Here is a 19,323-nt window from a genome sequence, read left to right on the forward strand (position 1 = left end):
ACGATTTCAGATGAAATCGTGTTTTTTGTTTTTAAAATAAAAGGTCCGTTTATTTCGATTCTATAATTTCAAGATCCGTAACGACTTTCTGTTTTCCTTTTTGAATACTGATTGTATTCACTGAAATTGGAAGATAAAATTTACCGTTTTTAGCTGGTTCTAATTTTAATTTTTTGTCTTTCTTTTTCCAATTATCCGCTGTTGCTTTGGTTATAGAAAGATCATAAACGTATTTGTTTAATCCTTTTACAGCTTTTATCTTCTGAGAATAAACGACTTCTTTAAAGCTGTTTTCAATTTGCAAAAGCACCTCCGATTCCTCATTCGAATAAAACCAAATCTCTGCTTTTGGTTCTGAAGCCTTAGCCCAAGAACTCCAACTGCTGCCCCATTCTCTTGATTTTTTTATCTTTTTAAGCTCAAAAACATGAAGATTTTCAGCTATGACTTTATCATTCAATTGTTGCACTTGTTCCAAATTAACTTTGTACACTGAACGACCGTGAGTTCCCACCACTAAATCTTTTGCTTTCTTTTGAATCACTACATCGTGAACGGCCACGTTTGGAATTCCACTAGAAAAATCATCCCAGCTCGTTCCTTTGTTTAACGAAACATACAATCCGTTATCCGTTCCCACGTACAAAACATTCTCGTTGACATTATCTTCCACAATTACATTCACTGGACTTGCAGGCAAATTATTGGCGATATTTTTCCAAGTTTGCCCAAAATCATCTGATACATACACATAACTGGTGAAATCATCATTTCGATATCCGTTTAAAGTCGCATACACTCTTTCTTTCTTGTGTGCCGAAGCCACGACTCTGGAAACCCATCGGTTTTGAGGTAAATCTCCCGAAATTTTATTCCAAGTCGCACCGCCGTCTTTCGAAACATGAATCAATCCATCATCACTTCCCGTGTAGAGCAAACCAAACTGCAATTGACTTTCGCTGATGGCGGCGATTGTTCCAAAAGCTACATTCCCTTCTTTAGCTCCTTGCGTCAAATCAGGCGAAATAGCAGTCCAAGTTTGTCCTTGATTCATCGAACGGTGCAAGAAATTAGATCCCATGTATAAAATATCTTGGTTGTGCGAAGACAATAAAATAGGCGTTTGCCAATTGAATCGAAATGGTTTTTCGGCCTTTTTTGGCTTTGGAGAAATATAATCACGTTTGTTTTTTGCACGATCAATTCTGTAATAATTTCCAAATTGGAAACCTGTGTAAACAATACTTGGATTTCTTTTGTCAATTTGAGTTTGCATTCCGTCTCCACCCATCAAATTTTCGTATGGATATTTTCCGGTTTGGTACCATTCTGATGAATATTTATAAGTACTTGGCCCAACCCAAACGCCATTATCCTGCATCCCACCATAGATATTATACGGTTCTTGCTCATCCACATTCACTGCATAAAACTGACTTACGGAATGTGAATTACTTTTCACCCAATGCACTCCATCATCATATGAAATGTTCAAACCGCCGTCATTTCCATTAATTAAATGCCCTGATTTATTTGGGTTCACCCAAACTACGTGATGATCTGCGTGAACATTCTCTTCGCTTATGGAGGTGAATGTTTTCCCGCCATCATTTGATTTTATAATAGGCACACCCGACAAATAAATTTTATTCACATCGTTTGGATCAACAGAAATAACACTGAAATAATACCCGTACGAATAAAAGAAATCATCGATAAAATCTTGATGGGTCTTCGTCCAATTTTTCCCTCCGTTACTTGATTTGTAAACTTCGGCTCCGATAACTTCTGTTTCGGCCAAACTATTTATTGCATCCAAAACCACTTTTGCAGCTTCGTTTGGTTGCAAATACCCGTTTTCAACCCAATGCTTGATGTTTTCGGCTCTGTATTTTTCGGTCAATCCGTAATTCTTTAGAATAGAATTCAGACTTTTATTTGGTAATTTCAAGAATTCGTCTCCCGGCATTGAAAACGCAATCGGTAACGAATTGCTTTTTTTGGATTGCAACGGTCTTTTGAATTGGTTATCCAAAACAGCATAAACGTTATTGTCGTCATATACCGCTAAACCAATTCTCCCAACGCCTTCACCAACAGGGAATCCGCTTTCAGCATTCGTGAAAAGCTTCCATGTCAATCCCGCATCTTCACTTTTATAAATTCCCGAAGTGGCGCCACTTCCTATAAAATCCCACGCTTTTCTGTCTTTACTCCAAGAAGCCGCAAATTGAACCTTGAAGTTTTTTGGCGAAACAGCCACATCAATAATACCGGTTTCATCGTCTATATAAAGGGTTTTACTCCATGTTTTTCCTCCATTTGTCGTTTTATAAATTCCTCTTTCTTCATTTTTTGAATACAAATGCCCCACTGCGCCCACAACAACTTCATCTGGATTTGATGGATTAATCAGGATTCTGCTGATGTGATGACTGTCGTGTAATCCCATATTTCGCCAAGTCTTTCCTTTATCTTCGGATTTCAAAACTCCAATTCCGGCATAAGAGGATCGGGACGAATTTACTTCCCCAGTTCCTACCCAAATCGTTCCTCGTTTCCAATCTATCGCGATATCACCTACATTTTGCGTTGGCGCCGCATCCATAACCGGCGAAAAACTCATTCCGTTATTATTCGTGTACCAAAGTCCGCCTGAAGCATATCCTACATAAAACTCGGTTGGATTTTCCGGGTTTACGTCCACATCCACCACTCTGCCACTCATCACCGTTGGCCCCACATTTTCGAAAGTAACACTTTGAAAAAGCGATTGATTTTCCATTCCTTTTTTGGCTTCCAATGATTGCTGAATCGCTTCCGCAGAAACTTGTCCCCAAGAGATACTTTGTACGATAAGGGCTGAGAAGAGTACTATTTTTTTCATAAAAACTGATTTGAATTGGAAAATTAATCATAAAAATAGTTATCTGAAAATTTTATAGTGTAATTAACATCCGTTTCTCTCAAAGTTAGTATTTTTGAATATTCAATGTATAAAAACGAATTGTTATGAAATATCATCAAATTGACCGAGATTTATTTATAAAAAATAGAGAAAAATTCATGGCTCAGATGAAGCCAAAAAGCGTTGCCATCTTCAATTCTAATGATATTTATCCCGTTTCTGCCGATAGTACTTTGCCATTTGCACAACACCGCGATATCTTTTATTTAAGCGGAGTAGATCAGGAAGAAAGTATTTTATTGCTTTTCCCCGATGCGCCATACGAGCACCAAAGAGAAATGGTTTTCTTGAAAGAAACCAGCGAACACATTGCAATTTGGGAAGGTGAAAAACTGACTAAAGAGCGTGCTTTTGAAGTAACAGGAATCAGAACCGTGTATTGGTTGCAGGAATTTGAGAAAGTCTTATTCGAAATGATGACGCACGCTGACACGATTTACATCAATACAAACGAGCATTACCGCGCTACAGTAGAAACTGAAACGCGTGAAGCCCGTTTTGTAAAATGGTGGAAAGAGAAATATCCGGCACATGCTGTCGCAAAAAGTAATCCGATATTGCAACGTCTTCGCTCCGTAAAAGAAACCGAAGAATTGGACTTAATCCAAAAAGCCTGTAATATTACGGAACTTGGTTTTAGAAGATTATTGTCTTTCGTGAAACCAAACGTTACCGAATACGAAATCGAAGCCGAGCTGATTCACGAATTCATTCGCAACCGTTCCAGAGGTTTTGCTTACACGCCAATTATCGCTTCCGGAAATAATGCCAATGTGTTGCATTACATCGAAAACAACCAACAATGCAAAGCCGGTGATTTGATTTTACTGGATGTTGCGGCTGAATATGCCAATTATTCCAGTGACATGACGCGTACCATTCCAGTTTCAGGAAAATATACCAAAAGACAAAAAGAAGTGTACAATGCCGTTTTAAATGTAAAAAACGAAGCGACCAAAATGCTGACAACAGGTACTCTTTGGAAACAATACCATATAGAAGTTGGGAAATTAATGACTTCTGAATTGCTAGGTTTAGGTCTTATTGACAAAGCCGATGTGCAAAACGAAAACCCGGAATGGCCCGCTTATAAAAAATATTTCATGCACGGAACTTCCCACCACATGGGATTGGACACGCACGATTACGGAATCCTGACCGAACCCATGCAAGCCAATATGGTGTTCACCGTAGAGCCTGGAATTTACATTCCTGCCGAAGGTTTCGGAATCCGTCTGGAAGATAACATCATCGTTCAAGAAAGCGGTGAACCATTCAACATGATGCGCAACATCCCAATTGAAGTGGACGAAATCGAAGAATTAATGAACAGTTAATTCCTTAAATACATACAATCAAATCGGTTTACAGCAATGTGAACCGATTTTTTTTTTGGGGCGCAACCCAGCTTCCGTAAACTCCAGCTGCGTCGGGCTATCCGCTACAAGTCCTCGTCTCGTCCAAAAAGACAAGACTGTGGGCTTTCCGCTATTATCCCTTGCGCGCTACAACGAGAAAATCTGTAATTCCAAAACACGAATTCCAAAATTCATGGTAAAACTGTAACTTTATAATCACCCTTCCGACTTATTTAAAACAACAACTATTTTTTAAAACATATTCAATATGTGATTTGAACCATTAAGAAAAATTAAGCTCTGATTCTTAATGAAACTTAATTTCTTAATGGTAAAAACTTTTAAATAAAAACTTAAAACACAGAAATCATGCAAGCACACGAAATAGACTACCACATTTACGGCGAGGAAATGCAATATGTGGAAATAGAACTGGACCCACAGGAAATAGTAATTGCCGAAGCGGGAAGTTTTATGATGATGGACAATAATATCCAAATGGAAACCATTTTTGGAGACGGTTCCGAACAAGAAAACGGATTGTTTGGTAAACTTTTAAGCGCCGGAAAAAGAGTGCTTACAGGTGAAAGTCTTTTTATGACAGCGTTCATCAATCAAAACAATACCAAAAGCAAAGTTTCATTCGCATCGCCTTATCCAGGAAAAATAATCCCAATTGACTTAACACAATTTGGCGGAAAATTCATTTGCCAGAAAGACGCTTTCCTTTGCGCTGCCAAAGGCGTTTCTGTTGGAATTGAATTCTCTAAAAAACTCGGTCGCGGATTGTTTGGCGGTGAAGGTTTCATCATGCAAAAAATTGAAGGCGACGGTCTGGCCTTTGTGCATACCGGCGGAACATTGGCCAAAAAAGAATTAGCCGCAGGCGAAATCCTAAAAGTCGACACCGGCTGTATTGTTGGTTTTACCAAAGATGTTGATTATGACATTGAGTTTATTGGCGGAATCAAGAATTCCATTTTTGGCGGAGAAGGTTTATTTTACGCAACACTTCGCGGTCCGGGAACAGTTTATGTACAATCCTTGCCTTTCAGCCGACTTGCTGACAGAATCATCGCATCTGCTCCAAGAGCTGGTGGAACCAGTCGTGACGAAGGAAGTTTATTAGGCGGATTAGGAAGTTTGCTCGATGGAGATAGACGATTTTAAATTTTATGAACGGCTTGCAGAAATGGGAGCCGTTTTATTTTAAAGGAAGTTGAATTTGTGGTAAAGGTTGACAAAGAGTTTTGTTTACAATCTTTTCTCTCATTAATTTTTTCTTGTTAAAATGTCTAGATATGTTTTGAATAATTTCTGTGTAATTATCTTTAATCACTTTCCCATTCTCATCTTCTGTTTCATGATAAAAAACCTTGATGGAGCGACAGTTATTATGTTCAAAAACAGTATTCAATAATGTTCTATCCGATAATCCGCAAGAATGCCCCATAATCAGAACTTGGAATTTATTAGCATCAATAAAATCAAGTAGATTTTTATAATTAGAGTTCTGTAAGTATTGAAATGATTTAAAATTCTTTAAATATTCATTATCATCTAAATTTTCGATTATCTTATAATCTTCATCCATTTCATCTCCGAAACCAAAATTAATTTTATGTTCGTTTTCATTTCCTATTATCCCATGTATAGCAATATGTATTTTTGCTAAATCATCATTTAAATTTTGAGCTCTTAAATACCTAAGTGCCGTTGGAGTATAATTAAAATTTAGAATTCTCAACAAGCCTTTTGAACCTTCTATTTTTCTAGTTTCTAACTGATTTTCAATTTCTTTAAAATCATCATTTGAGAATTCCTTATCAAGATTTAATTCCTCATTAGGAATAGAAATAGGTCTTAGAATATCACAAAACTTAAATTGATCATAATCTGAATCTTTAATTACCCCTACATTAAAAGAATCAACAACTTTTTCTTTTAAATATTTTTCTAAAAGTTTTTTTACTTGTTCAAATTCTTTATTTAACAAAACAACCTGTTGCTTTTTTTCATTTGATTTAAGTGATCCGTGCTTTGTAATTATTTTTAATTGATTATAATATAGATTTTCAATATCAACCCATTTTTCAATATTTATCTGATTATTAATATTTAAAAAAAAGTTATTAGTAAATTCTAAAGTACAGTATCTCTCATATCTTGAAATAAAATACTTCAATGTTTCAAAATTACAAACACTTTTTTGCCAATCCGATTTTGCATTATAATCATTCCCAATTCGTGAAATATTTGAAACAAATAAACTATCACTATATGAATGATTATTATAAAGTTCTTTCAAAACATTAATCCAATAATCATCAATAAAATCTTTGTAAGAAGTCGGCAATCCATGAGCCAAATCAAATCCGTTTCCAATAATAACAAGTCTGTTCATATTTACAAATGCTTTTCTCAAATATACTATTTTTAATACAAGCGCATTAATGAATTGCTTACATGACCTTATATTTCTTAAATGGTTAAAAAAATAAAATGTTACTTTTGTAGACTAAATTTCCATTTTGAAACAAATTCTCTTTAAAAACACCAACATCTCCTATTCCGATACCGGGAAAGGAACCGCTATTGTCTTACTTCATGGTTTCTTGGAAAACAAAGGCATGTGGGATTTTTATATTCCGGAGTTTGCTAAAAAAAACCGCGTCATTACTATAGATTTATTGGGACATGGCGAAACGGAATGTTTGAGTTACGTGCAAACGATGGAAGATAATGCCGATGCGATTCACTCTGTTTTATCGGAATTACGCATCCGAAAAGCCATTTTTGTCGGGCACTCTATGGGTGGTTATGTTGCTTTGGCTTTCGCCGAATTATATCCTGACACTATAAAAGGATTGGTTTTACTAAACTCGACCGCAAGAGCCGACAGCAAGGAACGAAAAACAAATCGGGATCGAGCTATTAAAGCGGTAAAACAATCTTTTATGAATTTTGTTTCACTTTCTATTGCAAACTTATTCAGCGAATCCAACAGAGAACGACTTTCATCCGAAATTGAAAGCGTAAAAAAAGAAGCTTTAAAAACACCGCTACAAGGAATTGTTGCGTCACTGGAAGGAATGAAAATACGACAAGATCGGGAAGTGTTATTGCATCTTACACCCTATCCTAAATTATTAATTCTGGGCGAAAAAGATCCTGTTTTAAATTACGAGGAAACCAAAGAACAAATTGAAAACACAACAGTAAAACTGGTGACTTTTCCGGATGGACACATGAGTCATATTGAGAACCAAGACCAATTATTGATTGTATTGTTGGCTTTTTTCAAAAGCATCTAAATCATTCCTGATTTCAAATAGCCTTTTTCAACCAATTCGCTTTTGTCTTTCAAGTAGTGCATTTTTCCTTCTTTCATCAACGCCAGTTTTGTGGAAACCTTAATCACATTTTCATAATTATGGTCCGTGATAATAATGCCTTTTACACTGGACATTTCTGTAATTAATTCATTAATTTTTTCAATCATTATGGGCGACAAACCATTATAAGGCTCGTCCAGCAAAACAAATTTTGACGCATTATTCAGGATTAATTTAATCTCTAAATACCGTAATTCTCCGCCGGATAAATGCTTTATTTTTTTATCTAACATCGATTGAATCATTTCATCAGCATAGAAATCCTGTAATTTCTCTTTGGCAATCGACAATAAGATTGTCTTTTTTATCGAAAATGAATTTGGAATAAAATTATCTTGAGGCAAGTAACTGATTTCATTTAGTAAATCTCTGGTTTTTGATTTCACGACGCCATCCACTCGAACAAATTTAAAATCGGCAGTTACAATTCCGAAAATGATTTTCAACAAAGTAGATTTTCCGGAACCATTTCTTCCTAAAATGCCAATGATATCAGCCGTTTCGCATTTCAAATACACATCGGAAACTATGATTTTTCCATCATATTGTTTTTGAACACTGTCTACTTCTAAAATATTTTTAGTCATACGAGTTTCAGTACTACATTAATGAATAAAATCAGCACCATCGAAAAAACAAAATTCATCAGAAAACCATAAACAAACAATTGCATTTTTGAAATTCCGTTGTTGTAATAAAACAGGTATTCATTTTTGGCATTTACTTCTTTTATCAAAATACTGATGAAGAAACCAAAAATAATAAGCACATATTTGAAGGTTTCAAATCCTCCAAAAATCCATGCCAAAGCGCTTATTGACATGTTTATCGTCAATGTACTTTTGTAAAACTCAAAGATGTTGGCTAATTTTCTGATTGTGAATTCTATTTAAATTATTTTCTCTTCAAAAGGAATATTCTCGTCTAAAATTTCGCTCAATAAAAGAACCATTTGTTCTAAATAATTACTCAAAATTTCTTCATTTATAATTGAATTTATTTCTTTGTCTTCTTTAAAATTAAATGGAAGAAACCCTGCTTTTAAATTCTTAAAAGAGATAATTCCGGCTTCAATTGGCTTTCCTTTTGCCTCATGTTCATACATATAAGCATACGCGAGCACCTGAATGATTTTATCGCTTTTAATGTCTTCGGTTAATCCTTTCCAGGATTTCAAAGTGACGCTTACTTTTTCTACTTTTCCAGTTTTATAATCAATGATTCGAATGATTCCGTTGCGCTCTTCAATTCGGTCCACATTTCCTTTTATCAGTACCGGAAAAGGCAAATTAGGATGATGTAATGGTCGCTCGAAAGTTTGTTCTAACGCTAAAATTTTTATTGCGTCGCCGTTCTTAATACTTTCCAATTCCACTTTCAGGAAATTCGAAACATTTCGTTTAGCAACTTCAAACGCCAATAAATTTCGACCTTTTTTGATTTCGCCTTCTTTATACACCAATTTGAATTGCTTCAAAACCTCAGCGTCAATTTGTTTGAAACAATTTAAAATATCACTTTCCGAAATAAATTTGCCAATGAAAGGTTCATACAAAACTTTCAAAGTTTCGTGGATAATGGTTCCCAACGTATTCAAGGCAATATTTTCCTCGACTTCTTCGACTTCGCTGATGCGTAAAATCTTCTGGAAATAAAACTGAATTGGATTCCGAATATAACTCGTCAATGCCGATGGAGAAAAACCTTTTTCGGCAATTTCTTTCAATCGTCCCATCACACTTTCCGATTTTGGAATCACCATCGGTTGATATGCTGTTTCGGGTAAAACAGCATTATAAATTTCGTGTGTCAATGTATGATTTTTTTGCTTTTCGACTTCGAGTTGCGTTATGAATCGGCTTTTTTCACCCGCATCCAATCCTTCACTTTCGGTATTATACAGCAAGTAGATATTTTTGGCGCGTTGTAATAAATGATAAAAATGATACGTATAAATAGCGTCTTTTTCTTTGAATGTAGGTAAACCCAATTCGCGTTTCACATCATACGGAATAAACGAATTTTGTGATTTCCCCGCAGGAAATTTTCCTTCATTCATCGAAGTGACAATAACGGTGTCAAAATCCAAAACACGACTTTCCAGTACTCCCATAATCTGTAAGCCGTTCAACGGTTCTCCTTCAAAAGAAACTTCAGCCAAATCAATTACTTGTTTGTAAATGGCATAAAGCGTTTCTATTTTATCGATATGTTCGTGCTTGGAATAGTAATTAATCAGTTTATTGATGACTTTGAAAATAGCAAAAACAAAAGCCTTAGTGATTTTTTCTTCTTCGTTGTCGTTACTTAAATTTTCTTTTATGGTTTGCAATAATTTAGAAATAGTCTCTAATACCGGAATCGAACCATTTTCCCATTTTTGGAATAACAAGAGAAACAACTCGCTTGGAATTACATTCAATTCCATCAATTTATGATGCGTAATAAAAGTATAATTATTTTGATTGATAGTATGGACAAGCGCGCTGGTTTTCGCATACGGCTCCACCAAAGGATGCGTCAAAATATCCAAAACATCTTTGTAATACAAGACATAACTTTTGGCATTTCTGGACAACGCATTCGTGTGCATTTTGAATAATTTTGCAATCAAAATCTGGGCTGGATTGTTCTTGCTTGAATATCCCATTGTGATATTCAAAGCACCAACGCTTGACGGTAACGAATATAAAAGCGGCACCAGAAGATTTTCCTCGCCTAAAACCACAGCCACTTTATCCAACTTCCCGTTTGGATTTTTATTAATGACATTCTCAATAATACTTCCGGCTATTTTGGCTTGACCAATTGTTTTGGGCGTTCCAATAACCTGAATATTTTTAGTCTGCGAAAAATCATCTACAATCCACTCAAACGGATGCTGTTTATAATGCTTCCAGCTTTCTTTGAAACGTCGTACAAACAGTCCTGCATCGTGATACGGATCATTGAGAAAGGTTTGGTCTACGTCCCAATAAATTTTAGCCTGATCAGAAGCGATAAGGTGCTGGATTATTTTTTCTTCGGCTGCATTCAACGCATTAAAACCGGCAAACAGGAATTGTTTCTCTTGTACAGAACTTGAAAAATGATTTAAGTTATTTACTGCCTCACGATAAATCAAGCCTTGATAGCCGATTCCTTTATTCAGTAAATGTGTATAAAGAGATTGATAGTAATTGGGTAGTAATTTCCAAAAATCAATGTATTTTTCTAATAATACAGTTTTGTTTTCGACTTCAATTCCCCATTTTTTTATGTCTTCGATATCCTTCAAATACGAAAGAACATGAGAAGGCTCTAATAAATAGCGGTCAATTTCATTGAAATCTTGTAGCAGTGTTTTCGCCCAATTGGCAAACAATTCAAACGTTTGTTGGTTTGCTTTATCGGTAATGGATAAATAGACTTCGTAGAATTCAAATAATAGTTCAATGGGATCTAAGGTGCGAATACCTGCAATATTTTGAACAAAATCTTCAATACTTATAATTTCAGGAGAAAGTATATTTGTGGTAACCTGATTTTTTAGCGCTTCAATCAGGAATATTTTAGCTCGTTTGTTTGGTAAAACTACAATCGTATTGGAAAGATTGCCTGAGTAATTTTCAATTAAAACTGCGGCTATTTTATCTAAAAAAGAAGTATTTGTCATTCTATAAAAATAAAAAAAACGCCTCGATAAATCGAGGCGTTTTCATAAATATTTTAGAAAGAAATTATTCTTTAATCAAAGATATTTCAACTCTTCTGTTCATTGCTTTTCCTTTTGCAGTTTTGTTAGTTGCAATTGGTTTAGTTTCTCCGAAACCTGTAGATCTAAGTCTATCAGCAGCAATTCCGTTTTCAATTAAATAATTTTTAACTGCAGCAGCTCTGTTCTCAGATAAAGTTTGGTTAAGTTCATTACTACCATCACTATCACAGTGACCTTCGATCATGAATCTTGAATAAGGATATTCTTTTAAGATTGAAGTGATTGATTGTAAAACTGTGTAAGTTCCTTTTTGGAAAGTAGATTTACCAGAATCAAACAAGATAATTTTACCATAGTTATTTAAAGTTTTCATAACTTCTTCAGAAACTTCTGGACAACCTTGATTAGCAACAGTACCTCTTACGTCTGGACATTTATCATCTTTGTCTAAAACACCATCTCCATCAGTATCTGGCCAAGGACAACCTGCGTTTTCTTTTGGACCTGCAACAGTTGGACATTTGTCATCTTTATCAGCTACTCCGTCTCCGTCAGTATCAGGACAACCTTTCAATGCAGCTAAACCAGCAACTTCTGGACAAGCATCATCTTTATCAGCAATTCCATCTCCATCTGTATCAGGACATCCGTTCAATGCAGCTAAACCAGCAACTTCTGGACAAGCATCAGCACTGTCTTGAATTCCATCTCCATCAGTATCAGGACATCCGTTGAATTCTTTCAAACCAGCAACTTCTGGACAAGCATCATCTTTATCGTAAATTCCATCACCATCAGTATCTTTACCTCCAAATTTGAAGATAAGACCTGCTGAATGTTGAAAATGTGATGGAGCATCTGGAACACCAGCTGCATCTTCTCTATCTCCAAAAGATTTTTTATATTTTGTAGTAAGCTCTAAACCAACATTTTCAGTAAACCAAAAAGTTAAACCAGCACCAGGATTTAATGTTCCGAAACTGCTATCTCCTAAAAAAGTATAACCTCCACCAACTGACAGAGAAGGATCAATAAATTTAGAACTAATTAAGTTCATGAAACTATATTTAATAGTTGCATCAACACCGTAATACATTAAATCACCTGGATTAGATACTACATATCCACGAGCATCATGACCTACTTCGTTTGGAGCAAACCTTACATATTTGTCAATTTTATTTACTGATCCAGAAAGACCAAAAGAGAAATTATCTCCTACGTATCTAGATACACTTAAATAAGACACAGAAGGAAGGATGTTCCAGTTGTCTTTAACTGCAAATGGTTGAGAGAAATGTTGATCTAGCCAATTATGTCCTCCACCAGCACTAGTTCTAGTGTCAACGGCATTAACTCCAAAAGAGATTGCCCATGGATTGTTACTGTCTTGTGCGTGAGAACTTAATCCCATGACCATCATTACAGCAACTAAAAGTTTGTTAAGATGTTTCATACTTAATTTTTTTAATTACAATTTAGTTAATTATAAACAAAAGTAATGCGTAAATTTTTAACTACAAAACTAAATGTTAAAAAAAACCCATAAAAACTGCCAAAAGTGGAAATTATATAACTTCAATTAAAAATTATATAACATTTAACATTCTGCCAACTTCAACAAAAGCACTGATAGCCTTATCTAGATGCTCTTTTGTATGTGCTGCAGATAACTGTACTCTAATTCTCGCTTTATCTTTAGGAACCACCGGAAAAAAGAAACCAATAACATAAATCCCTTTTTTCAAAAGCTCCTCTGCCATTTTTTGTGACAATTTTGCATCATATAACATAACAGGAACTATCGCAGAATCGCCTTCAATAATATCAAAACCTGCTCTTTTCATCCCTTCTTTGAAATAATTAGTATTCGATTCTAATCTATCTCGCAATGAAGTATCCTTTTCTAATAATTCAAAAACTTTAATAGAAGCTCCAACAATTGCAGGAGCAAGAGAATTAGAAAACAAGTAAGGTCTGGAACGTTGGCGTAATATTTCAATAATTTCTTTTTTGGCAGTTGTATAACCTCCCATTGCACCACCAAGTGCTTTGCCTAATGTTCCGGTAATAATATCTACTCTCCCCATTACACCTTTTGCCTCGAGCGTTCCTTTTCCGGTTGCACCAATGAATCCGGCAGCATGACATTCATCTACCATAACCATCGCATCGTATTTATCTGCTAAATCACAGATTTTATCCAAAGGAGCTACGACACCATCCATAGAGAAAACACCATCTGTTACAATCAACTTGAAACAAGTTCCTGCATCAGTAGCTTTGATTAATTGTTGCTCCAAATCTTCCATATTGCTATTTTCATAACGATATCGAGCTGCTTTACACAAACGAACACCATCTATGATAGAAGCATGATTCAAACTATCTGAAATTATCGCATCATTTTCTCCTAATAAAGGTTCGAAAACTCCGCCGTTAGCATCAAAAGCTGCCGCGTAAAGAATAGTATCTTCAGTACCATAAAATTCAGAAATCTTTCTTTCCAATGTTTTGTGAATATCCTGAGTTCCGCATATAAAACGCACCGATGACATTCCGAAACCATGTGTATCCAAAGCGTCTTTTGCAGCCTGAATCACTTCTGGATGTGATGACAATCCAAGATAATTATTAGCACAAAAATTCAGAACAGTTTCTCCTGTAGAAATAGTGATTTCTGCTCCTTGAGGCGAAGTGATAATTCTTTCTTTTTTGAAAATTCCATTATCTTCAATAGTCTGTAATTCTGCTTGAAGATGTTCTTTTATTTTTCCGTACATTGTTAGTGTTTATTAATTCGTTTTATGTTTATAAATATCTCAGGCTACAAATTTACTACATCGATTTCTTTTCCTATATATATAAGTGCTTTTTTTATCACTTTATATCCCATTAACTCAATTGCCGTTTGATAATTTTCCAATTGCTGTTTGTATTTCACATTGTGTGTTCCCGTTTTATAATCCAATAACAAAACTTCTTTGTTTTTAGTTAAAACCATTCGGTCTGGTTTAATGATCTTACCCTCTTTTTGAATAATAGTTTGTTCATTCAAAACTTCATTCCCTTCGGCAAAACAAATTCCTAATTCACTGTGATTGACAATTTCTTGAATGGTATTAAAAACTATTTCTTTTTGATCAAAAGTTATCAATCCGTTTTCAATAGACTTTGTAATTGCCAAATCAACATCGTTTTTAGTTTTTACAAAAGATAAAATTTCATGAATTACATTCCCATATTCTATAGCTTCCTGCTGATGCGTTCCCCACATTAATGCTTCGCGCTGCGCAATTTTTATATTCTTCGGATTTAGAATTTCAGAAACCAAAGGAATCATTTTTGAAGTGTCGATGTGTTGTTTTGCTGAAGATAATTTCGCTGGATTTCCAAATTCATATTCCAATTTATTTTCATCAAACCCAACTTTATTATCCAAATAATTAATAAAAAAACTACACATATTATTCTTTGGAATTTCGCCTTTACTAGATAAATTCATATTCGAAATTACATATAATTGCTCCTCAGCTCTTGTCAAAGCAACGTATAAAACATTGATGTTATCTAATAATTCTTCTTGCTTTTTTTGATTATAAACCTCCGCAGCTTCGACTCCAAATCCTTCCACCGCTTTACTATTGTCAATCAACACTTTTGGCAAACCAAAATCTTGTTCCTCCGCGTTGAGCCATAATTTATCTTTTGGCTTTAGACTATAATCTTCCTCTGCAAAAGGAAAAATCACAACCGGAAACTCCAATCCTTTCGATTTATGAATCGTCATAATACGAACTGCATTAGTCCCTTCCGGAGATGGAATACTAAATTTCTCCGCATTTTTATCCCAGAAATTTAAGAAGTCCGAAATCCCTGCTTGGTTGCGAATGTCTCGTTCCAGAACAATGTCCAAGAAATATTGAACGTAGGCATTACTAACTTTTGGGTTCAGGAACTTTGCTATTATTGTCTCCACCGCTTCATACAATGATTTTTTTCTAATGTTTTGAAACGAAAGCGAAACATCGAAACTCATCAACCAATTTTCGAAATCAATTTCCTGAAACAACGCCATTCCTTGAGCAATAAAATCGTGAATCGGTAATTTATCCTGACTGTTTTGCGCTAAATATTGAAGAAAATTTGCTTTGGATTCTAAATCAGAACTGTTTTTCAAATATTTCAATAAATGAATAATTAATCGAACTTCGGTGGCATTTTGAATCATCAAAGTTTCCGATGACAAAAGTGGAATCCGTTGCTCGGTCAAATAATTAGCAATCGCAATTCCCTGGCTTCGTTTTCGAGTCAGAATCACAATGTCTTTGTATTGAAAGCCTTGTTGTAGTACTTTTTGAATCGTATTTAATGTCGCTAAAACATACAAATCGGTTTTATCCAAAGTTTCTTCATCTTCCGAAGTTTCAACTTTTGGAATGAAAGAAATATTTACGTAGCCACCAGTTTTATCATTCGTTTTTTGATGACTGTGATTTTCATACAAATCTTTATAATCCAAATGTTCGAATTCGTTCGAAATCAATTTGAAAAAATCATTGTTAAATTCGATTATTTGCGAATAAGAGCGGTAATTTTTATCTAAATGTTCGAGTCTTTTGTCTGGGTTATTGAACGGATTTTGGTCTTTACTCAACTCGATAAATTGCTCTGCTTTCCCGCCACGCCATCTGTAAATAGATTGTTTTGGATCGCCAACAATCATCAAAGTTCCTTTTACTCCAAAATCATCCTGACCCGAAAGCGCATTATCAATCAGCGGAATCAGGTTTTGCCATTGCATTTCGGACGTATCCTGAAATTCATCAATAAAAAAATGACGGTAGCGCTCACCTAATCGTTCGTATATAAAAGGAGCTGGCTGATTTTGAATTTCGCGATGGATAATCGCATTAAATTCTGAAATAGAAAGTACATTTTGCTCTTCCTGAATTTTGGCTAATTCATTACTTACGGTATTTAGTAATGATAATGGCGTAATGTTTTTCAGGAACGCTTTATAGAAATTTATCTTTTCGAAAGCCGTGTAAACTTTAGTAAGAATTAGCAAAAATTCAGGAATAAGGTTTTCAATAATCGCTCGATCTTTTGCCGTTTTATTGATTGCAATATCATCAAACTCATGAAAAGTTTTATTCTTGGGATTGAATTTTCCTTGCTGAATACTATTAATATGATTTGGAAAAGTCCCTCTGGAAAAAGATTTTACATCAATTCCGTTTTTATCAATTACCGTTAGCGCTTCTTCTGCAAAAATAATAGTTTGCTTTTCTAAGTCTTTGCAGGCTTCGGAAAGTTTGTTTTTTATTTCGACAAATTCAGTGATGGATTTATCTTGAAAATGCGTGATTTCATTTCTGTTATTTTCGTTTAAAACTAACCGACCGGTTTCGAGAATTTCACGAGAAATATCCCAAGATTTATCATCATCGGTTTTTTCCATCGTGAAATCAATTAACAATTTTGTTAATGTTTCATCTTCTCCAGCTTGAGCAATAATAGCATCGACGGCTTCTATCAATAAATTTTCGGTATCCAAAGTGACTTCAAAAGTCATGGGTAAATTCAAATCGTGCGCAAAAGCACGAATCACTTTATGTGTAAATTTATCAATGGTCGAAATATCAAAAGCGGCATAATTATGAATAATGTGCTTGATGATTTGTTGCGATTTGGTTTTGATTTGGATAATAGACAATTCGGTATCTATCGCTAAATCCTGCATTAAATCCTGCGCTTTTGAACTAGGTTCCTCTTTGGCAAATTCAGAAAGACTGCCTACAATTCTGGATTTCATTTCGTGAACCGCTTTATTGGTAAACGTAATGGCGAGAATGTTGCGATAGGCATCATTTTTTGGCGCAACAAGGATAATTTTTAGGTATTCTTTGACAAGCGCATAGGTTTTTCCGGAACCGGCCGATGCGTCGTATATGGAGAATGAAGGTCTTTGCATTAAGATTTTAGATTTCTGATTAACGATTTTAGATTTCTGATTTAGAATTAGCGTCCTAATTTCTCAAATCCCCTAGCCCTGATGGAAACGACATCCTTTTTATAAGGTGATTTTTCATCATCTTATAAAAAGATATAGTGAACAGCAGGAAATAGCTTCTAAAAACACAACAATTTTTAGGTTGTTTTTAAAAATTGTTCGTATAAAACTTAAAAGTAGTATTTTTGCATCATGGAAACAAATAGACAGAAAAAAATAGGTGGGGTTATCCAAAAAGATTTGGTTGACATTCTGCAAGGTGAAGTGAGAAAAAACGGATTGGCTAATTTAATCATTTCGGTATCCAAGGTTACTGTGACTACAGATTTATCAGTAGCGACAGTGCATTTAAGTGTTTTTCCTCAGGAAAAAGCAAAAGAGATTTTAGAGGCGGTTAAGTCGAATGCTAAAAACATTAAGCATGATTTATCACAACGTGTTCGTTTGCAATTAAGAAAAGTTCCCAATTTAGTTTTCTTTATTGACGACTCTTTAGATTACATTGAAAAAATTGACAATGCTTTAGCGAATAGAGATAATCCTATAGAAAACAGAGATCTTTTGGACAAACGCAGATTTCAATAAAATTTGAATTTTCCCCTTTACATAGCCAAACGCTACATTCGTAGCAATAGTAAAAATAATGCTATCAATATTATCAATCGCATTGCCAGCATGGGAATTATTGTTGGCGCAATGGCTTTGTTTGTGGTTTTATCTGTTTTTAGCGGGTTGAAAGTTTTTAGTCTTTCGTTTACGAATGAGATTGATCCCGACCTAAAAATAAGCAGCACTCTGGGAAAATCCTTTTTGATTTCTCCAAATCAAGAAAGCCAAATCAAGAAAATTGACGGCTTAGTTTCGTATACTAAAATTATTGAAGAGCGTGTTTTATTCACTTTTGACGGAAAACAGGAAGTTACCTACTTGAAAGGTGTTGATTCTAATTTCAGTAAAGTAAATGCCATAGAAACAAAACTTTTCAATGGACAATGGTTGAAACCAAATACGTATCAAGTGGTTGTGGGCTACGGAATTTCCCAAAAATTCTCCATGGGATTACTGGATTTTAATCGTCAATTAGAAGTTTTGGTTCCAAAACCCGGAAAAGGCGCTATCGAAAATCCAGAAGAAGCTTTTAACAAAACGGATCTAATTCCTGTTGGGATTTATGCCATTAGCGAAGATTTGGATTCCAAATATGTTTTTGCCGATTTAGGTTTAGCGCAAGAATTATTGGAATACAAAACCAATCAGGTTTCCGGGATTGAAATCAAGACAAAAACCGATGCTGACGAAAGTGTAATTACAGAAAAACTTCAAACTATTTTTAACAATAAAATCACCGTAAAAAACAGGGCGCAACTCAACGAATCGCTTTATAAAATGTTGAATACCGAGAATATAGCCGTGTATTTAATCTTTACTTTGGTGATTGTTGTGGCGCTTTTTAACTTGATTGGTGCGTTAATTATGATGATTTTAGACAAAAAAGGAAACCTAAAAACCCTTTTTAATCTTGGAACCGAAATCAAGGATTTACGAAAAATATTCCTGCTTCAAGGCACTTTATTGAGTGTTTTCGGCGGAATTATTGGCTTGGTTTTAGGAATTATTATTGTGTTGTTACAAGAATATTTTCAGTTGGTCATGATTACTCCTGCACTGGCGTATCCTGTGATTTTTTCTCTCGAAAACGTACTAATCGTCATGGGAACTATTGTTGCACTAGGCTTTATTGCTTCCTTAATTGCAAGTAGTCGCGTGAGCAAGAAGTTGTTGGATTAATTTTTTTAATTAAAAAGAATATTTACATTTACCTTTCTTAAAATCTCAACGCTATGATAGTTTCTGTCTAGTCCTTCTTTATTTATAAAATAATTAGGGCC

Annotated in this window: 13 protein-coding genes; 5 read left to right on the forward strand and 8 right to left on the reverse strand. The window is 34.8% G+C overall.

Annotated elements, in window-relative coordinates; translation table 11 throughout:
- Window positions 1–49: 49 nt before the first annotated feature.
- On the reverse strand, window positions 50–2,887 hold the full coding sequence (locus QLS65_RS03370; RefSeq protein WP_282715208.1) for a beta propeller repeat protein: 2,838 nt from the start codon (window positions 2,885–2,887) through the stop codon (window positions 50–52).
- A 125-nt stretch (window positions 2,888–3,012) separates the two neighbouring features.
- On the opposite strand from QLS65_RS03370, the gene QLS65_RS03375 reads away from it, so the two are divergent.
- Window positions 3,013–4,305, forward strand: coding sequence for an aminopeptidase P family protein (locus QLS65_RS03375; RefSeq protein ID WP_282715210.1), 1,293 nt, complete (start codon window positions 3,013–3,015; stop codon window positions 4,303–4,305).
- Window positions 4,306–4,695: 390 nt separating this feature from the next.
- Window positions 4,696–5,496, forward strand: a complete 801-nt coding sequence (locus QLS65_RS03380) for a TIGR00266 family protein (protein ID WP_282710995.1) — start codon at window positions 4,696–4,698, stop codon at window positions 5,494–5,496.
- 34 nt (window positions 5,497–5,530) lie between these two features.
- Here the strand turns inward: QLS65_RS03380 and QLS65_RS03385 are convergent, their stop codons facing one another.
- On the reverse strand, window positions 5,531–6,751 hold the full coding sequence (locus QLS65_RS03385; protein ID WP_282715212.1) for an AbiH family protein: 1,221 nt from the start codon (window positions 6,749–6,751) through the stop codon (window positions 5,531–5,533).
- A gap of 106 nt (window positions 6,752–6,857) precedes the next feature.
- On the opposite strand from QLS65_RS03385, the gene QLS65_RS03390 reads away from it, so the two are divergent.
- On the forward strand, window positions 6,858–7,640 hold the full coding sequence (locus tag QLS65_RS03390) for an alpha/beta fold hydrolase (RefSeq protein ID WP_282710996.1): 783 nt from the start codon (window positions 6,858–6,860) through the stop codon (window positions 7,638–7,640).
- On the opposite strand, the gene QLS65_RS03395 is transcribed toward QLS65_RS03390, so the two are convergent.
- The 6 genes from QLS65_RS03395 to QLS65_RS03420 all read right to left on the reverse strand — a co-directional run bounded on the left by QLS65_RS03395 (window position 7,637) and on the right by QLS65_RS03420 (window position 17,395).
- Entirely contained in the window at window positions 7,637–8,308 is a 672-nt protein-coding gene (locus QLS65_RS03395; protein ID WP_282715215.1) for an ATP-binding cassette domain-containing protein, read from the reverse strand. The genes QLS65_RS03390 and QLS65_RS03395 overlap by 4 nt on opposite strands.
- Window positions 8,305–8,544 carry a hypothetical protein gene (locus QLS65_RS03400; protein WP_282710998.1) on the reverse strand — a complete coding sequence of 80 codons (240 nt, stop codon included), beginning with the start codon at window positions 8,542–8,544 and terminating at the stop codon, window positions 8,305–8,307. Before QLS65_RS03400 ends, QLS65_RS03395 begins: the two co-directional genes overlap by 4 nt.
- A gap of 66 nt (window positions 8,545–8,610) precedes the next feature.
- Window positions 8,611–11,376 carry a PD-(D/E)XK nuclease family protein gene (locus tag QLS65_RS03405; protein ID WP_282715217.1) on the reverse strand — a complete coding sequence of 922 codons (2,766 nt, stop codon included), beginning with the start codon at window positions 11,374–11,376 and terminating at the stop codon, window positions 8,611–8,613.
- A gap of 64 nt (window positions 11,377–11,440) precedes the next feature.
- A complete protein-coding gene (locus QLS65_RS03410) occupies window positions 11,441–12,874 on the reverse strand; it encodes an OmpA family protein (RefSeq protein ID WP_282711000.1) in 1,434 nt (477 codons plus the stop codon).
- A gap of 133 nt (window positions 12,875–13,007) precedes the next feature.
- Entirely contained in the window at window positions 13,008–14,201 is a 1,194-nt protein-coding gene (kbl, locus tag QLS65_RS03415) for a glycine C-acetyltransferase (protein WP_282715218.1), read from the reverse strand.
- A gap of 44 nt (window positions 14,202–14,245) precedes the next feature.
- Window positions 14,246–17,395 carry a UvrD-helicase domain-containing protein gene (locus tag QLS65_RS03420; protein ID WP_282711003.1) on the reverse strand — a complete coding sequence of 1,050 codons (3,150 nt, stop codon included), beginning with the start codon at window positions 17,393–17,395 and terminating at the stop codon, window positions 14,246–14,248.
- A gap of 231 nt (window positions 17,396–17,626) precedes the next feature.
- Between QLS65_RS03420 and rbfA the strand changes: the two genes are divergently transcribed.
- Together rbfA and QLS65_RS03430 are read left to right on the forward strand one after the other, a co-directional pair.
- Window positions 17,627–18,019: a 30S ribosome-binding factor RbfA gene (gene rbfA / locus QLS65_RS03425; RefSeq protein WP_091166278.1), complete on the forward strand. Its 393-nt coding sequence runs from the start codon at window positions 17,627–17,629 to the stop codon at window positions 18,017–18,019.
- Between the two features lie 3 nt (window positions 18,020–18,022).
- Complete coding sequence (locus tag QLS65_RS03430; protein WP_282715221.1) at window positions 18,023–19,222, forward strand: ABC transporter permease; 1,200 nt, start codon at window positions 18,023–18,025, stop codon at window positions 19,220–19,222.
- The last annotated feature ends 101 nt before the right edge of the window (window positions 19,223–19,323 follow it).

Source organism: Flavobacterium algoritolerans, from assembly GCF_030010385.1.
Classification (GTDB): domain Bacteria; phylum Bacteroidota; class Bacteroidia; order Flavobacteriales; family Flavobacteriaceae; genus Flavobacterium; species Flavobacterium algoritolerans.

Bases quoted from the DNA above. Each gene is read 5' to 3' on its own strand.
- QLS65_RS03395 (WP_282715215.1), bottom strand. From the start codon at position 8,308: ATGACTAAAAATATTTTAGAAGTAGACAGTGTTCAAAAACAATATGAT.
- QLS65_RS03370 (WP_282715208.1), bottom strand. From the start codon at position 2,887: ATGAAAAAAATAGTACTCTTCTCAGCCCTTATCGTACAAAGTATCTCT.
- QLS65_RS03410 (WP_282711000.1), bottom strand. From the start codon at position 12,874: ATGAAACATCTTAACAAACTTTTAGTTGCTGTAATGATGGTCATGGGA.
- QLS65_RS03400 (WP_282710998.1), bottom strand. From the start codon at position 8,544: ATGTCAATAAGCGCTTTGGCATGGATTTTTGGAGGATTTGAAACCTTC.
- kbl (WP_282715218.1), bottom strand. From the start codon at position 14,201: ATGTACGGAAAAATAAAAGAACATCTTCAAGCAGAATTACAGACTATT.
- QLS65_RS03380 (WP_282710995.1), top strand. From the start codon at position 4,696: ATGCAAGCACACGAAATAGACTACCACATTTACGGCGAGGAAATGCAA.
- QLS65_RS03375 (WP_282715210.1), top strand. From the start codon at position 3,013: ATGAAATATCATCAAATTGACCGAGATTTATTTATAAAAAATAGAGAA.
- rbfA (WP_091166278.1), top strand. From the start codon at position 17,627: ATGGAAACAAATAGACAGAAAAAAATAGGTGGGGTTATCCAAAAAGAT.
- QLS65_RS03420 (WP_282711003.1), bottom strand. From the start codon at position 17,395: ATGCAAAGACCTTCATTCTCCATATACGACGCATCGGCCGGTTCCGGA.
- QLS65_RS03405 (WP_282715217.1), bottom strand. From the start codon at position 11,376: ATGACAAATACTTCTTTTTTAGATAAAATAGCCGCAGTTTTAATTGAA.